11 protein-coding genes and 1 tRNA gene are annotated in these 15307 nt (G+C 65.0%); 8 read left to right on the top strand and 4 right to left on the bottom strand.

Going from position 1 to position 15307, the window contains the following annotated elements:
• Positions 1-22: 22 nt before the first annotated feature.
• The gene (locus ACVMIH_RS23760) at positions 23-217 is read right to left on the bottom strand and encodes a hypothetical protein (protein ID WP_225160827.1); all 195 of its coding nucleotides are present in this window, start codon (positions 215-217) and stop codon (positions 23-25) included.
• A gap of 314 nt (positions 218-531) precedes the next feature.
• Here ACVMIH_RS23760 and ACVMIH_RS23765 point away from each other — a divergent pair.
• Positions 532-606: transfer RNA gene (locus ACVMIH_RS23765), tRNA-Thr, on the top strand.
• Between the two features lie 56 nt (positions 607-662).
• On the opposite strand, the gene ACVMIH_RS23770 is transcribed toward ACVMIH_RS23765, so the two are convergent.
• Positions 663-788 carry a hypothetical protein gene (locus tag ACVMIH_RS23770; RefSeq protein WP_256527829.1) on the bottom strand — a complete coding sequence of 42 codons (126 nt, stop codon included), beginning with the start codon at positions 786-788 and terminating at the stop codon, positions 663-665.
• Between the two features lie 99 nt (positions 789-887).
• On the opposite strand from ACVMIH_RS23770, the gene ACVMIH_RS23775 reads away from it, so the two are divergent.
• The 6 genes from ACVMIH_RS23775 (at position 888) to ACVMIH_RS23800 (ending at position 11024) form a co-directional block, all read left to right on the top strand.
• On the top strand, positions 888-1208 hold the full coding sequence (locus tag ACVMIH_RS23775) for a hypothetical protein (RefSeq protein ID WP_456863517.1): 321 nt from the start codon (positions 888-890) through the stop codon (positions 1206-1208).
• 356 nt (positions 1209-1564) lie between these two features.
• The gene (locus ACVMIH_RS23780) at positions 1565-2308 is read left to right on the top strand and encodes an outer membrane protein (RefSeq protein WP_456863520.1); all 744 of its coding nucleotides are present in this window, start codon (positions 1565-1567) and stop codon (positions 2306-2308) included.
• A 250-nt stretch (positions 2309-2558) separates the two neighbouring features.
• Complete coding sequence (locus tag ACVMIH_RS23785) at positions 2559-4703, top strand: methyl-accepting chemotaxis protein (protein WP_456863523.1); 2145 nt, start codon at positions 2559-2561, stop codon at positions 4701-4703.
• A 216-nt stretch (positions 4704-4919) separates the two neighbouring features.
• Positions 4920-5984 carry an MBL fold metallo-hydrolase gene (locus tag ACVMIH_RS23790; protein WP_026191925.1) on the top strand — a complete coding sequence of 355 codons (1065 nt, stop codon included), beginning with the start codon at positions 4920-4922 and terminating at the stop codon, positions 5982-5984.
• Positions 5985-6168: 184 nt separating this feature from the next.
• The gene (gene hemA, locus ACVMIH_RS23795) at positions 6169-7398 is read left to right on the top strand and encodes a 5-aminolevulinate synthase (RefSeq protein WP_057019433.1); all 1230 of its coding nucleotides are present in this window, start codon (positions 6169-6171) and stop codon (positions 7396-7398) included.
• Between the two features lie 116 nt (positions 7399-7514).
• Positions 7515-11024 (top strand): PAS domain-containing hybrid sensor histidine kinase/response regulator, encoded by a 3510-nt coding sequence (locus ACVMIH_RS23800; RefSeq protein ID WP_057019434.1) that lies wholly within the window; start codon positions 7515-7517, stop codon positions 11022-11024.
• Positions 11025-11209: 185 nt separating this feature from the next.
• On the opposite strand, the gene ACVMIH_RS23805 is transcribed toward ACVMIH_RS23800, so the two are convergent.
• Positions 11210-12388 (bottom strand): YncE family protein, encoded by a 1179-nt coding sequence (locus tag ACVMIH_RS23805; RefSeq protein WP_456815064.1) that lies wholly within the window; start codon positions 12386-12388, stop codon positions 11210-11212.
• 193 nt (positions 12389-12581) lie between these two features.
• Complete coding sequence (locus tag ACVMIH_RS23810) at positions 12582-13256, bottom strand: response regulator (RefSeq protein ID WP_057019436.1); 675 nt, start codon at positions 13254-13256, stop codon at positions 12582-12584.
• Positions 13257-13572: 316 nt separating this feature from the next.
• On the opposite strand from ACVMIH_RS23810, the gene ACVMIH_RS23815 reads away from it, so the two are divergent.
• Positions 13573-15237 carry an MFS transporter gene (locus ACVMIH_RS23815; RefSeq protein WP_035631004.1) on the top strand — a complete coding sequence of 555 codons (1665 nt, stop codon included), beginning with the start codon at positions 13573-13575 and terminating at the stop codon, positions 15235-15237.
• The last annotated feature ends 70 nt before the right edge of the window (positions 15238-15307 follow it).

Below are 15307 nucleotides of genomic sequence, written 5' to 3' on the forward strand. Positions count from 1 at the left end.
CCTTATGACAGCACGAACTGGGTTAACGGCGCGGCTCGTTTCCGCCGGCGTCATCTAGCGAGCCATCGGCTGGTTCGGAAGCCACATCCTCGCGACCGCGCGCCTGCGATTTCCGCCGCTTCAGGTTTTCGCGCAGCGCCAGCTTGAGACGATCCTGTCGTGAATCCTTCACGCGGGCTCCGGCCTGCCCGCCGCCTCTGTCCTGGTCGCCTGTCATTGCAAAACTCTCGAACCGCCGCCGCCCTGCGCGAGGTGAGCATAGCCAATGGCGGGTGCTCGCGCACCCTGCCCGGTCGGCCAGTTGCGGCGATATGATTCGGCGGCAAGCGCGGATCGGGATAGTTTCGGCGCAATCGGGAACCTAATCCGGCCGAAATCGGCCAGATTGGCCGGAATCATCGGCGAGGCGGTCGATTTCTGCCGATTTCAAGGGCGGCAGGGGCGCTGTTTCGCTTGCGCCAAAGGGAGGCCTGTGGCAAGAACCGCCCGCTTGGACGGGCCCTTGGGGCCGATTCAATTTTTCCCGGGCATGCTGCCGTAGCTCAGTGGTAGAGCACTCCATTGGTAATGGAGAGGTCGACAGTTCAATCCTGTCTGGCAGCACCAGGATCTTCGCAAACGATGGCAGTCGCAGGCACGCGGTGCGCCCGCGTGCGCTGGAATCAACGCGCCAGCAGCACACCCATCCCGCCGATCGTCAGCACGACGTAGAAGGCGAACACACTGCCGACCCATTTCCAATCGATCTGATCGTGTTCGGGGCTGAGGCTTTCGATGATGCCGTGCATGATGGTTTCCTTTAGAACTCGCCTGCGTGGCGTATAGCCCGCGCCTCGAGCACGTCATGTGACTCACTTCACATTTTGCCATCGCGGAGCGGACCAAGCGTGACCGGCCCGGAACTGAAGAAACTGCGCGAACATCTCGGCGAGGCGCTGGGCCGCGAGCTGACGGCGGCTGACATGGCAAAGCTGTGCGGGCTATCGGCCGCCGGCGGCGCCGAAAAGCTGCGCAGGTGGGAAGTCAGCGGCCCGACCCCGAAGGTCGCCGCCGTGCTGCGCGTGCTGGCGATGGCGAGCGAGCACTATCCGATCCTGGAGAAGTTCGACGTGTTCGATCGCCACGACGTCCCGGTCAAGGATCGCGCCGCCCGCCGCGAGGCGTTCCGCGAGCAGATGCGCGACGATGTGCGCAAGCGCCTGGCCTAAAGCGCGATGACATTAGGTTGAATCATCATCGCGCTTTAGCTCCTTGTTTGAGCATGATCTCCGCGCAAACGCGTTCCGCGTTTGTCGCGAGGGAAAACCGCTTCGCACTTTTCCGGATCATGCTCTAACCGACGGCTTGGTTAACAGGAAATGCGCGCCGCGCACACCGCGTTAAGCCTTGCTTCATTCCACCTTAAGCGTTCGTTAGGCACAACAAAACGTTTCGCCGCAAAGGCTGCGACTTAACGCTCCGCGCAGCGTTCCGGTGACTGCATTTTATTCAAATGCGGTCTAACCCGTCGCCGTGGATGGCGCCATTCACGCTGCGCCTCATGACTTGTCCGGAGACTACCCCCATGAAGAAGTTCCTGCTCGCAACCGCCGCCGTCGCGGCGGCCGTCGCTGCCTTTGGCGAGACCGCCAACGCCGCCGATTTCAACCGTGGCTATTATCAGAAGGCGCCCGCGCCTGTTTACGCCGCTCCGCTCTACAACTGGACCGGCTTCTATCTCGGCGGCCATCTCGGCGGCGTTTTCTCCCAGAACAACAATTTCAACGGCCTCGCGCTGTCCGACTCCGACGCCCGCTTCATGGGCGGCGTGCAGGCCGGTTACGACTGGCAGCTGTCGCCGATGTGGGTGATCGGCCTCGAAGGCCAGTATTCCTGGGTCGGCGGCCATCAGCTCAACGCGATCTTCCCGGGCGGCTACGTCTACAACAACAACCAGCGCGGCATCGGCTCGATCACCGGCCGCGTCGGCTACACCTGGGGTCCGGGCCTGATCTATGTGAAGGGCGGTTATGCCTATTCCGACAACAACGAAACGGTGACGCTCGGCGGCGCGCCGGTCGGCTTCAGGCTCAGCGACAACCACAGCAACGGCTGGACCATCGGCGGCGGCGCCGAATACATGTTCGCGCCGAACTGGTCGGCCAAGGTCGAGTACCAGTACTATGACTTCGGCGACAGCCGCTTCACCGCGCCGGGCGCGCTGGTGCCGGTCGGCAGCTTCCACAATGACGAGCACACGGTGAAGGCGGGCCTCAACTACCGCTTCAATCTCGGCAACCTCGGCGGCCCTGCTTACGGCCGCTACTGAGAGCACGCCCACAACCAACAGTGGAAAAGGCCGGCGCATACCGGCCTTTTTGCATCCGATCGCGTGCATCGATTCCGCACGGCGAACCGAGACGTCGCCACTGCGCGGCAGCCCTGAAAAATCCCGCAGATCGTCGCAATTTTCCCGATTTTGTTAACCGGCCGCACCGATACTCCCGCGCCGGGGAAACATCCAAGAGTAGTGGCCAGGGATAGTGGCCAAGCGTAGTGGGCCAGGGGGCACAGGGGCAATGGCGTTTCGGTTCAAGCTCGGCAAACCAAATCTCAAGCGTATCCATCTGCCGCAAATGGGCGTCAGGGGCAGCCTGTTCGCGGCGTTCGCTGTGATCGCAGGCATGGCGCTGGTGATCAGCGCAGGCGCCGGCATCGTGCTGCATCAGCTCGGCGGCACCATGACCGATCTCTCCGGCCGCGACATTCCGCGGCTTGCCGCGAGCCTGCAACTTGCCGCGCAAAGCGCTTCGCTCGCGGCGCAAGGCCCCGGCCTGCTCGCCGTGCAGAGCGAGGACGCGCTGAACGATCGCACCAAGAAGGTGCAGGACGTCGCGCGGCTCACCAGCGCCAAGCTCGGCGAGATCATCGAGCTCGGCGCCGACAAATCCGTGGTCAGCGCATTGCAGGAGAACGTCAAGAACACCGACGAGGCCACCAAGAGCCTGATCTCGGCGGCGCGCGAGCGGCTCGAGGTCGGCGCGCTGCGCGACAAGCAGTACAACGCACTGCGCAAGGCGCAGGCGGCGTTCGTCTCCGCCGCAAGTCCCGCGATGCTCGACGCGCAGACCCGGCTCAACGCCATCCTCGCCGCGGCCGAAGTCTCCGCGGACGACGCCACTGAAGCTGCCCGCACCGTCGGCCAGATCAGCAACGTGCTCGCCGCCGGCAATCTGATGGCCGCCGACATGACCGCGGCGCTGTCGGCCAATTCCAGCGAAACCCTCGATGCGATCGAGGCCGAGTTCAAGGCCGGGCGCGAACGCGTCAAGTCCAACCTCGAGGACTTGCCGAACAATCCCGCGATCGTCGCGGTGCGCGACACCGCCTCGAGGCTGCTCGTGCTCGGCGAAGGCAAGACCGGCGTGTTCAAGATCCGCCAGAAGGAGCTCGACGCGATCGACTACGGCCAGACCATCCTGGAAGAGACGCGCAAGCTCAATGTCGGGCTCGGCATCAGCGTCCAGCAGCTGGTCGACGCGGTGCAGAAGGAGACCGACAGTTCGACCTTCCAGGCGCGGCAGCAGATCTCGCTCGCGACCATGGTGATGATCGGCCTCGGCGCGCTGACGCTGGTCGGCTCGTTCCTGTTCGTCTGGCTCTATGTCGGACGCAACATCCTGCGCCGCATCCGCGGCCTGCAGCGCTCGATGCAGCTGCTGTCCGACGGCGACCTCGACACCGAGATCCCGCAGAGCCGCCAGCGCGACGAGATCGCCGTCATGGCCGACGCGCTGCAGGTGTTCCGCGAGAGCATGGTCGAGAGCCGCGAGCTCACGGAAAACCAGAACAAGGATCGCAGCGCCAAGGCGGAGCGCGCCTCGCGCATGGAAGCGCAGATCGTCACGTTCGAATCCAACGTCCGCAGCGCGCTCGGCAGCCTGCAGACCGCGGCGAACTCGATGCAGTCGACTGCGCAGAGCATGTCGGCGACCGCCGACCAGTCGAGCGCGCTGGTCAATGCCGTCGCGTCGGCCGCCGAGGAAACCTCGGTCAACGTGCAGACGGTGTCGGCCGGCACCGAGGAGCTGTCGTCCTCGATCCAGGAGATCGGCCGCCAGGTCGTGACCTCGGCGGAGATCGCCCGCAAGGCGGTGGAGGAAGCCAGCGCCACCGACAGCACGATGCAGGGGCTCGCCGACAATTCCGCACGCATCAGCGTCGTGGTCGACCTGATCCAGACCATCGCCTCGCAAACCAATCTGCTCGCGCTCAACGCCACCATCGAGGCGGCGCGCGCCGGCGAGGCCGGCCGCGGCTTTGCGGTGGTCGCCTCCGAGGTGAAGAACCTCGCGAGCCAGACCGCGAAGGCAACCGAGGAAATCCGCCAGCAGATCGTCAGCATGCAGGAGGTGACGACGACGGCAGTCTCCGCCATCCGCAACATCTCGAGCACGATCGGCGAGATCAACGACGTCACCACCGCGATCGCCGCCGCGGTCGAGCAGCAGGGCGCGGCGACCCGCGAGATCGCCCGCAACATCCAGCATGCGGCGGGCGGCACCAGCGAGGTGTCGAGCAACATCGTCGGCGTCTCGACCGCCTCGGCCGAGGCGGGCACTGCCGCCGGCGAGGTGCTGAGCGCCTCCGACGCGCTGCGCCGCGAGGCCGACGTGCTGCGCTCGGAGATCGACGGCTTCCTGTCGAACATCCGCGCGGCGTAGGTACAGCGTCGTTCCGGGGCTATGCGAAGCATAGAACCCGGAACCTCGAGATTCCGGGTTCGCCTCTTCGAGGCGCCCCGGAATGACGGGCACGTATTCGCAAGACCGTTCGCTTCATCCGGGCTACGGAATTCCGGCGACTTCCCAACGAATTCTCCGGACGACTATCTGATTTTTCGGCTGGCGCGGCGGCCCGTGTGCCGCTAAGCCGGTAGCATGCATACGAAGACCGACCCCGTGCACTCCTCGGCGGAGGCACTGCGATACCCTTGGGAAAACCATCCTGGCCACGACCAGGTCGTGGAGGTGGCTCCCGGCGTGCTGTGGGCGCGGCTGAAGCTGCCGTTCCGCCTCAACCATGTGAACATCTATCTGCTCGCCGACGGCGACGGCTGGACCATGGTGGACGCCGGCTTCGGCAATGAGGAATCGATCGCGGCCTGGACCACGCTATTCGAGGGGCCGCTGAAGCACGTCAAGGTCACCCGCCTGATCGTGACGCATTCGCATCCCGACCATGTCGGTCTCGCCGGCTGGATCACCGAGCGCTTCGGCTGCCCGCTGTTCATGTCGCAGGTGGAATATCTGCAGTCGGTCTATCACCAGAACCGCGGCACCGAGGAGCGGCGCAACGCGCAGCGGCTGTTCTTCCGCCGCCATGGCATGGACGAGGACCTCACCGAGAAGCTGCTCGGCCGTGGCCAGGATTACCTGAAGCGCGTGTCGGTGCTGCCGCCGTCCTATCACCGCCTCACCCATGGCGACGAGGTCGTGATCGGCACGCGGCGCTTCAAGGTGATCACCGGCGGCGGCCACGCGCTCGACCAGGTGATGCTGTATTGCGCGGCCGACAAGCTGTTCCTGTCCGCCGACCAGGTGCTGAGCAAGATCTCGCCCAATGTCAGCGTCTGGGCGGTAGAGCCCGAGCAGAACTCGCTCGGCGAATATCTGGCCTCGCTGGCAAGCCTGACCACCACCCTGCCCTACGACGTGATGGTGCTGCCGGGCCACGGCGTGCCGTTCTACGGGCTGAAGACCCGGATCAAGCAGCTCGCCGATCACCATGAGGAGCGCTGCCGGCTGATCGCCGAGGCCTGCCGCGAGGTGCCGCAGACCTCCAAGGAGCTGGTGCCCGTGGTGTTCCACAAGCACGTGCTGGACGAGCACCAGATGGGCTTCGCCGCCGGTGAGCTGGTCGCCCATGTCAATTACATGCTGGTCGAGGGCCGCCTGACGGCCGAAATGCACGCCGACGGCATGCTGCGCTTCAAGACGACCTGAACCCGGCCGGGCGGCAAGGCATCGCCCGGCGATTTGACCGAAATCGAGCCGAACGGCCCCGGCTAGGGCAATTTGCCCAACTGCGACGCATGCCCAGATGTGGGTCAATGCATGGACATTAGAGCTGGAAAAGCTCTAAGAAGAAGCAGTCATTCCGGTCAGGTTCCGCTTTCTGGGTTTGCCGATGGATTACAGCCAGTTCTTCAATACCGCCCTCAACCGCCTGCACGACGAGCGGCGCTACCGGGTGTTTGCCGACCTCGAACGGATCGCGGGCCGCTTCCCGCACGCCACCTGGCATTCGCCGAAGGGCAGCCGCAACGTCGTGATCTGGTGCTCCAACGACTATCTCGGCATGGGCCAGCATCCCAAGGTGGTCGGTGCCATGGTCGAGACCGCGACCCGGGTCGGCACCGGCGCCGGCGGCACCCGCAACATCGCGGGCACCCATCATCCGCTGGTGCAGCTCGAGGCGGAACTCGCCGACCTCCACGGCAAGGAAGCCTCGCTGCTGTTTACCTCGGGCTATGTCTCGAACCAGACCGGCATCTCGACGCTCGCCAAGCTGATCCCGAACTGCCTGATCCTGTCGGACGCGCTGAACCACAATTCGATGATCGAAGGCGTGCGCCAGGCCGGCTGCGAACGCCAGATATTCCGCCACAACGACGTCGCGCATCTCGAGGAGCTCTTGATCGCCGCCGGTCCCGACCGGCCGAAGCTGATCGTCTGCGAGAGCCTTTATTCGATGGACGGCGACGTCGCACCGCTCGGCAAGATCTGCGATCTCGCCGAGCAATACGGCGCCATGACCTATCTCGACGAAGTGCATGCGGTCGGCATGTACGGCCCGCGTGGCGGCGGCATCGCCGAGCGCGACGGCGTGATGCACCGGATCGATATCGTCGAGGGCACGCTGGCAAAAGCCTTTGGCTGCCTCGGCGGCTACATCGCGGGCCGCGCCGAGGTCATCGACGCGGTGCGCTCCTATGCGCCGGGCTTCATCTTCACCACCGCGCTGCCGCCGGCGATCTGCTCGGCCGCGACGGCTGCGATCCGGCACCTGAAGACCTCGAACTGGGAGCGCGAGCGCCACCAGGACCGTGCCGCCCGCACCAAGGCGATCCTGACCGCCGCCGGCCTGCCGGTCATGTCGAGCGACACCCATATCGTGCCGCTGTTCGTCGGCGATCCCGAGAAGTGCAAGCGGGCCTCCGACCTGCTGCTCGAGGACCACGGCATCTACATCCAGCCGATCAACTATCCGACGGTCGCCAAGGGCACCGAGCGGCTGCGCATCACGCCCTCGCCCTACCATGACGACGGCCTGATCGACGCGCTGGCCGAGGCGCTGCTCCAGGTCTGGGACCGGCTCGGCCTGCCCCTGCACCAGAAGTCGCTGGCCGCCGAGTAACCCTATCCGCTTCCGACCCCGAATTTGGGCCGGCCGTGCATCGCGCGGCCGGTCCTTTGCGTTATAATCCTGACAACCGGCCCTTCCCCAGCGGCCGGGACAGGAGATGAGCAGCGATGCTGCACGACTGGGGCGTAATCGCCACGGCGTTCGCCTACATCGGATTGTTGTTCTTCATTGCCAGCCGCGGCGACCGCAGCTCGCCGGGCGAGCGCGGCCGCGCCAGCCAGTGGATCTATCCGCTGTCGCTGGCGATCTACTGCACCTCCTGGACCTTCTTCGGCTCGGTCGGCTTCGCCACCCGCACCAGCATCGACTTCCTGGCGATCTATGTCGGCCCGATCGTGATGGTCGGATTGTGCACGCCGCTGCTGCGCCGGGTGATCGCGCTCGCCAAGTCGCAGAACATCACCTCGATCGCCGACTTCATCGCCGCGCGCTACGGCAAGAGCCAGGCGGTGGCGGCGACAGTGGCACTGATCGCGATCATCGGCTCGGTGCCCTACATCGCGCTGCAGCTCAAGGCGGTGGCGGCGTCGCTGGAGACCATCCTGAGCGAGGACCAGGCGTTCTCGAAAATCCCCGTGATCGGCGACATCGCGCTGATGGTCACGCTGGCGATGGCGGTGTTCGCGGTGCTGTTCGGCACCCGCCACACCGACGCGACCGAGCACCAGCACGGCCTGATCCTCGCGATCGCGGCCGAGTCCATCGTCAAGCTGGTCGCCTTCATCGCCGCCGGCGCTTTCGTCACCTTCTGGATGTTCTCGCCGGTCGAGCTCTACGAGCGTGCCCTGAAGACGCCGGAGGCGGTGCGCGCGATCGAATATGTCCCGTCGATCGGCAATTTCCTGATCATGACGCTGCTGTCGTTCTGCGCGGTCATGCTGCTGCCGCGCCAGTTCCATGTCAGCGTGGTGGAGAATTCGACGCCCGCCGAAGTCACCCGGGCGCGCTGGCTGTTCCCGCTCTACCTCATCGCCATCAACCTGTTCGTGATTCCGATCGCGATCGCAGGCCTCGTCATCTTCCCGTTCGGCGCGGTCGATGCCGACATGTTCGTGCTGGCGCTGCCGATCGAGGGCAATTCGCAATTGCTCAGCCTCGCCGTGTTCGTCGGCGGGCTGTCGGCGGCGACCGCGATGGTGATCGTCGAATGCGTCGCGCTGTCGATCATGGTCTCCAACGACATCGTGCTGCCGCTGGTCTTGCCGCGCAGCGACGACGCCAGCGCCGGCCAGAAGGACTTTGGCGATTTCCTGCTGAAGGCGCGCCGCTTCTCGATCTTCGCCATCATGGTGCTGGCGTATTTCTACTATCGCGCGCTCGGCAATACCCAGCTGGTCGCGATCGGCCTGCTGTCGTTTGCCGCGATCACCCAGCTGGCGCCGGCGTTCTTCGGCGGCCTGTTCTGGCGCAGAGCCACCGCACGCGGCGCCATGGCGGGCATGCTGGTCGGCTTCGCGACGTGGCTCTACACGCTGTTCATCCCGAGCTTCCTGGAAACCTCGACCACCGGCCTGATGCTGCTGCAGCACGGGCCGTTCGGGATCGAGGCGTTGCGGCCGCAGGCGCTGTTCGGCGCCGACCTGCCGCCGCTGCTGCACGGCGTGCTGTGGAGCCTTGCGCTCAACATCCTCACCTATGTGCTGTTCTCGCTGGCGCGCGCGCCGTCCTCGATCGAGTTGTTGCAGGCCGACGTGTTCGTGCCCAACGCGCTGGCCCCGATCGCGCCCAGCTTCCGGCGCTGGCGCACCACGGTGACGGTGGAGGATATCCAGAGCACGGTGACGCAATATCTCGGCCCCGACCGCACCCGCGAGGCCTTCGCCTCCTTCGCCGTCGACCGCAACATCGTGCTGCTGGCGTCGGCTCCGGCCGATTTCGAGTTGCTGCAGCATGCCGAGCGGTTGATCGCCTCCTCGATCGGGGCCGCGTCCTCGCGCCTTGTGATGTCGCTGCTGCTGCAACGGCGCACGGTGTCGGCCAAGGCCGCGCTGAAACTGCTCGACGACTCCCACGCCGCCCTGCACTTCAACCGCGAGATCCTGCAGACCGCGCTCAATCACGTGCGCCAGGGCATCGCGGTGTTCGACGCCGATCTGCAGCTGATCTGTTCCAACCGCCAGTTCTCCGAATTGCTGGGGCTGCCGCAGCATCTGGTGCAGCTCGGCATCCCGCTGTCCGAAATCCTCGAATTCATGGGCGCGATCAGTCCGCCTGCGTCCGGCGACGGCGACAGCCTGCTGCAGGCCCGCCTGCGCGCCTACACCACCGAGGGCGAGCCTTATCTGGAACGCTTCACCGACCGCCATCTGGTGATCGAGGTGCGTGCCAACCGCATGCCGGGCGGCGGGCTCGTCATCACCTTCTCCGACGTCACGCCGAGCTTCGAGGCGGCGGAGGCGCTGGAGCGCGCCAACGCGACGCTGGAAAAGCGGGTGCGCGACCGCACCGAGGAGCTGACGCGGCTGAATTCGGAGCTCGCGCTCGCCAAGGGCATCGCGGAAGACGCCAACGCCTCGAAGACACGCTTCCTTGCGGCCGCCAGCCACGACATCCTGCAGCCGCTCAATGCGGCGCGCCTCTACGTCACGAGCCTGGTCGAGCGCCAGAACGGCGGCGAGGATTCGCGCCTGGTCGAGAACATCGACGACTCGCTCGAGGCGATCGAGGACATCCTGGGCGCGCTGCTCGACATTTCCAGGCTCGATGCCGGCGCCATGACGCCGGCGATCACGAGCTTCCGGATGGCCGACCTGATGCGCTCGCTGGAGATCGAGTTCATGCCGATCGCCCGCGACAAGGGCCTCGACCTGCGCTTCGTGCCGTGCTCGCTGCCGGTCGAATCCGACCGCTCGCTGCTGCGCCGGCTGCTGCAGAACTTCATCTCCAACGCGATCAAATATACCCCGCGCGGCCGCGTCTTGATCGGCTGCCGCCGCCGCGGCACCACGCTCCAGATCAGCATCTTCGACACCGGCGTCGGCATTCCCGTGCAGAAGCGCGGCGAGATCTTCAAGGAGTTCCACCGCCTCGAGCAGGGCGCCCGGATCGCCCGCGGCCTCGGCCTCGGCCTGTCGATCGTCGAGCGGCTGGCGCGGGTGCTCAACCACCGCATCGCGATCTCGGCCAATGTCAGCGGCGGCTCGGCGTTCTCGGTCACCGTGCCGGTCGCGACCGCGGTCAACCATACTGCGGCCGTCACCACCGCCACGCCCCTGTCGAAGACGCCGATGAGCGGCTCGCTGATTGTCTGCATCGAGAATGATCCTGCCATCCTCGACGGCATGAAGACGCTGCTGACGGCGTGGGACGCCGAGGTGATCGCGGTGCTCGACGCCGACGGCGCGATCAGCGCGATCGAGGCCGCCGGTGGCCGCGTCACCGGCGTCCTGGTCGACTACCATCTCGACCGCGGCAACGGCGTCGCCGCGATCCGCGAGATCCGCCGCCGCTTCGGCGACGGCATTCCGGCGATCCTGATCACCGCCGACCGCAGCCCTGCGGTGCGCGCCGCCGCGCGCGAGGAAAACATCGCGGTGCTGAACAAGCCGGTGAAACCCGCCTCGCTCCGCGCCCTACTCGGACAATGGCGCACCCAGCAGATGGTGGCGGCGGAGTAGCGCGCGGCGGCGCAATCCAGGCGCGGATCTCGCATTGGATCATGATGCGACTGGATCGAATCGCATCATGAAGGCACGGCAAAGACACGGCGCTCCCTCCCGCAAGCGCGAGAGGTGAAGCGAGCCTGCGCAGTGGCCGGCTCAACCGAAAATCACATGCTCCAGCAAGATCGCCAAGCGTCGGGTTAGTTCGGCCCCATTCCGGCCGACGCCGGGTGCCCTGGCACCTGAAAGCGCTTGCCTGTGTCGGTGACGTTGGTTCCGTCGACCTTGAGGATCGAGAAATCCTGGCTGAGGTAGTTCCCGACCAGGATGTATTTTCCGTCAGGCGTGAAGACCGCGGCCTCAGGCAGTCCGCCGACTTCGATATCTCCGGTCTTGGTCACTTTCTTGCCGTCGATCTTCAGGACCGAGACGCTGCCGTTCTTCTCATGGAAGAACGCATTCTTCATGTTCGAGCCGCGCAGGATCACCGAGACTGCGAGATCCCCCTTCGGACTGACGCCAAGCCCCTCCGGTCCATCGCCGACCACCACGCGATCGATGATGCGCGGCGGCTTCGCTTCGAGATCGATGACGCTGGCCGTGTCGACGCTGCCGTCCGACGCGCCTGAGTTGCCATTGTCCGACGTCAACGCGATCTTGCTGTTCGGGGTCACTGCCACATTGTAAGGCCATTGGCCGGTCGGCAGGTCTATCTTGGCGTAGGTGACTTTGTCGCCGGCGATATCGAGCACCGATATCTTGTGCCCGGGAAAACGCGCGACCAGCGCGTGCTTGCCGTCTGGCGCGAACGCGACATGTGCGACACTGTCAGGCATCGATATCGTGTCCGTGATCTTGACGTCAGTGCCGTTGACTGAAAGTACGCTGATCGAATTGTCCCCGCGGTTGGCAACCAACGCCATCTTGCCATCGGGACTGAAGCTCAACCCTGATGGCTGCTTTCCACCGGCAATGGTCGCTGCCAGCTTGGGCGGGGTCGCCTTGAGATCGATCACATAGATCTTGTTATCCGGCACCTGCTTCAGAGCGTCGCCTTCCTTCACCACGTCGACCGAATCCGCGACCAGCGCCACCGTTCCGGTCGGATCGATAGCGACGTTGACCGGGGGGCCGACTACCGAGTTCTTCAATGGGAGAGAAGCCGCAATCTTCGGGTTCTCGGGATCGGCGAGATCGATGATCAGCACTTGATCCTTGCCGGGCGCGGACAGCACCGGCTTGCCGTCGTCGTCCCACAACAGCTTCTCGTCCAGGCCGACGATCATGAAGGGCTTGGCCTGAGCGCAATTGAAAGAGCTGGTACCGAGAAGGATTGCCGCAGCCAGAGATAGTCCGGCGACGCGAGTGACGGAAATCATGGCGTTCTCCCCAAAAGCACGCGGCCTCTCACGGGCCGGTGCCGGACAGGATACTCGGTTTTCGACCGATGCGCAGTTTGAATGGGATCTGGATGGCTTCGCGAAAGCGTGCCATCGGGCGCGCTTTCGCGCCACCCGCCGGCTCGCAATGCCGTGGCCCGAGCCCGGAAATCACAGCTGGAGTTGCTCGGGACTACGTCGGCGGCGTGCCCTGGCGCCATTGGCCGCCGGCGATCTTGGCGGCGGCGATCACGGCTTGGGTGCGGCTTTCGACGCCGAGCTTCTGCAGGATCGCCGAGACATGGGCCTTGATGGTCGCTTCGGAAACGCCGAGCTCGTAGGCGATCTGCTTGTTGAGCAGCCCCTCGGACAGCATCATCAGCACCCGCACCTGCTGCGGGGTCAGCGTCACCAGCCGGTCGCGCAGCCGCGTCATGTCGGGATCGCCGGCCGCCGACAGATCGGTGTCCGGCGGCACCCAGACGTCGCCCTCCATCACCTTCATGATGGCATCCCGCAGCGTCTCGACGCCGAAGCGCTTGGGGATGAAACCGGAAGCGCCAAAGTCGAGCGAGCGGCGGATGGTCCCGGCATCGTCACTGGCGGATACGATCACCACCGGGATCGCCGGATACTGCGCCCGCAGATAGATCAGGCCGGAGAAACCGCTGATCCCCGGCATGCTCAGGTCCAGCAGGATCAGGTCGACCTCGGAGTCCCGCTCCAGCAGCGCGGTCAGATCCTCGAACGATCCGGCCTCGCTGATCGTGGCCGAACTCACGACGCTCGACACCGCCTGACGCAACGCATCGCGGAACAGCGGATGGTCGTCGGCGATGACAAGATGAGTATTGGCAGCAGCAGTCATCTCAGTCCCACAAGCGGGCTTTAGGCAAACCCGCGTCGCTCGGTTTTCGCCCGCGCGGCAGTATCACGCAAGCGCTTGATAATACCAGATGCCAACGCGGTTAACCCGCGCAGCTTGTGCGCCGCAATAGACGCCTGCGGAGGCGTTCCATCCTGCTCTTCCTTCAGAAGATAGGTTCGATCCTGAAAAGGCCAAAAGTCTTATTGGGGCGGGTTTCACTGCGATGTTACCTTCATCTCAAGCCGAGGGCCTATTCGGGCCTCACCCGCCAGCCGGGGGCGAGCATGGCAGCAATATTTCGGGGGGAGCAATCCAGATGTCCACTATGACTGCAACTTCGGCGCGGCCCGCCGGCATGACAAAGGATGAGCGTTTCGTCATCCTCGCGTCGTCGCTCGGTACCGTGTTCGAGTGGTACGACTTCTATCTCTACGGTTCGCTGGCCGGCATCATCGGCGCGCAGTTCTTCTCGGACTATCCGCCGGCGACCCGCGACATCTTCGCGTTGCTGGCATTCGCCGCGGGCTTCCTGGTGCGCCCGTTCGGCGCGATCGTGTTCGGCCGGGTCGGCGACATCGTCGGCCGCAAATACACCTTCCTCGTCACCATCCTGATCATGGGTCTGTCGACCTTCATCGTCGGCCTGTTGCCCAACGCCAAGACCATCGGCATCGCGGCGCCGATCATCCTGATCTCGCTGCGCCTGCTGCAGGGCCTCGCGCTCGGCGGCGAATATGGCGGTGCCGCGACCTATGTCGCTGAGCATGCCCCGCCCGGCAAGCGCGGCTACTACACCTCGTTCATCCAGACCACGGCAACGCTTGGACTGTTTCTGTCGCTGCTGGTGATCCTGTTCACGCGAACCCTCACCGGCGAAAAGGACTTCGCCGACTGGGGCTGGCGCATTCCATTCCTGGTGTCGGTGCTGCTGCTCGGCATCTCGGTCTGGATCCGGCTGCGGCTGAACGAATCGCCGGTGTTCCAGCGGATGAAGGAGGAGGGCAAGACCTCCAAGGCGCCGCTGACCGAGGCCTTCGCGACCTGGAGCAACGCCAAGATCGTGATCCTCGCGCTGCTCGGCCTGACCATGGGCCAGGCGGTGATCTGGTACACGGGCCAGTTCTACGCGCTGTTCTTCCTGCAATCGATTCTGAAGGTCGACGGCTACACCGCCAACCTCTTGATCGCCTGGTCTCTGTTGCTCGGCACCGGCTTCTTCCTGGTGTTCGGCGCGCTGTCGGACAAGATCGGCCGCAAGCCGATCATCCTGGCGGGCTGCCTGATCGGCGCACTCACGCTGTTCCCGATCTTCAAGATGATCACGACCAACGCCAATCCGGCGCTGGAGAAGGCCTATGAGACTGTCAAGGTGCAGGTGGTTGCGGATCCGGCCGGCTGCGGCGATCTGTTCAACCCGGTCGGCACCCGCGTCTTCAGCGCGCCTTGCGACACCGCCCGCGCCTTCCTGGCCCAATCGTCGGTGAAATATTCGACGGTGCCGGGCCCGGCCGGCTCGCCGGTGAAGATCCTGATCAACGACAAGGAAGTGCCGTATACGGACGCCAAGACGTCGAACCCCGCAATCCTCGCGGCGGTGCAGGCGGCGGGCTATCCGAAGCCGGGTGACGCCGGCATCGTGAAGATGTCGCACCCGTTCGATGTCTTCCGTCCGCAGGTGGCCGCGGTCATCGGCCTGCTGTTCATCCTGGTGCTCTACGTCACCATGGTCTACGGCCCGATCGCCGCCATGCTGGTCGAACTGTTCCCGACCCGCATCCGCTACACCTCGATGTCGCTGCCCTATCATATCGGCAACGGCTGGTTCGGCGGCCTGCTCCCGGCGACCGCGTTCGCGATCACCGCCTCGACCGGCGACATCTACTCCGGTCTCTGGTATCCGGTCATCTTCGCCGCAATCACCGTCGTGGTCGGCGCGCTGTTCATTCCGGAAACCAAGGACGTCGACATCACCAAGACCTGACCGTCGACATCGCGATCAGAATTGCATCGGCCGCGGAGCGATCCGCGGCCGAGTCATTTGGAGGCCGCGT

The sequence above is a fragment of the Bradyrhizobium sp. USDA 4503 genome, assembly GCF_054055815.1.

Excerpts from the sequence above, each read along its gene's own strand:
- ACVMIH_RS23805 (WP_456815064.1), bottom strand. The coding sequence starts at position 12,388 with ATGATTTCCGTCACTCGCGTCGCCGGACTATCTCTGGCTGCGGCAATC.
- ACVMIH_RS23815 (WP_035631004.1), top strand. The coding sequence starts at position 13,573 with ATGTCCACTATGACTGCAACTTCGGCGCGGCCCGCCGGCATGACAAAG.
- ACVMIH_RS23790 (WP_026191925.1), top strand. The coding sequence starts at position 4,920 with ATGCATACGAAGACCGACCCCGTGCACTCCTCGGCGGAGGCACTGCGA.
- ACVMIH_RS23780 (WP_456863520.1), top strand. The coding sequence starts at position 1,565 with ATGAAGAAGTTCCTGCTCGCAACCGCCGCCGTCGCGGCGGCCGTCGCT.
- ACVMIH_RS23800 (WP_057019434.1), top strand. The coding sequence starts at position 7,515 with ATGCTGCACGACTGGGGCGTAATCGCCACGGCGTTCGCCTACATCGGA.
- ACVMIH_RS23770 (WP_256527829.1), bottom strand. The coding sequence starts at position 788 with ATGCACGGCATCATCGAAAGCCTCAGCCCCGAACACGATCAGATCGAT.
- ACVMIH_RS23760 (WP_225160827.1), bottom strand. The coding sequence starts at position 217 with ATGACAGGCGACCAGGACAGAGGCGGCGGGCAGGCCGGAGCCCGCGTG.
- ACVMIH_RS23810 (WP_057019436.1), bottom strand. The coding sequence starts at position 13,256 with ATGACTGCTGCTGCCAATACTCATCTTGTCATCGCCGACGACCATCCG.
- ACVMIH_RS23785 (WP_456863523.1), top strand. The coding sequence starts at position 2,559 with ATGGCGTTTCGGTTCAAGCTCGGCAAACCAAATCTCAAGCGTATCCAT.
- hemA (WP_057019433.1), top strand. The coding sequence starts at position 6,169 with ATGGATTACAGCCAGTTCTTCAATACCGCCCTCAACCGCCTGCACGAC.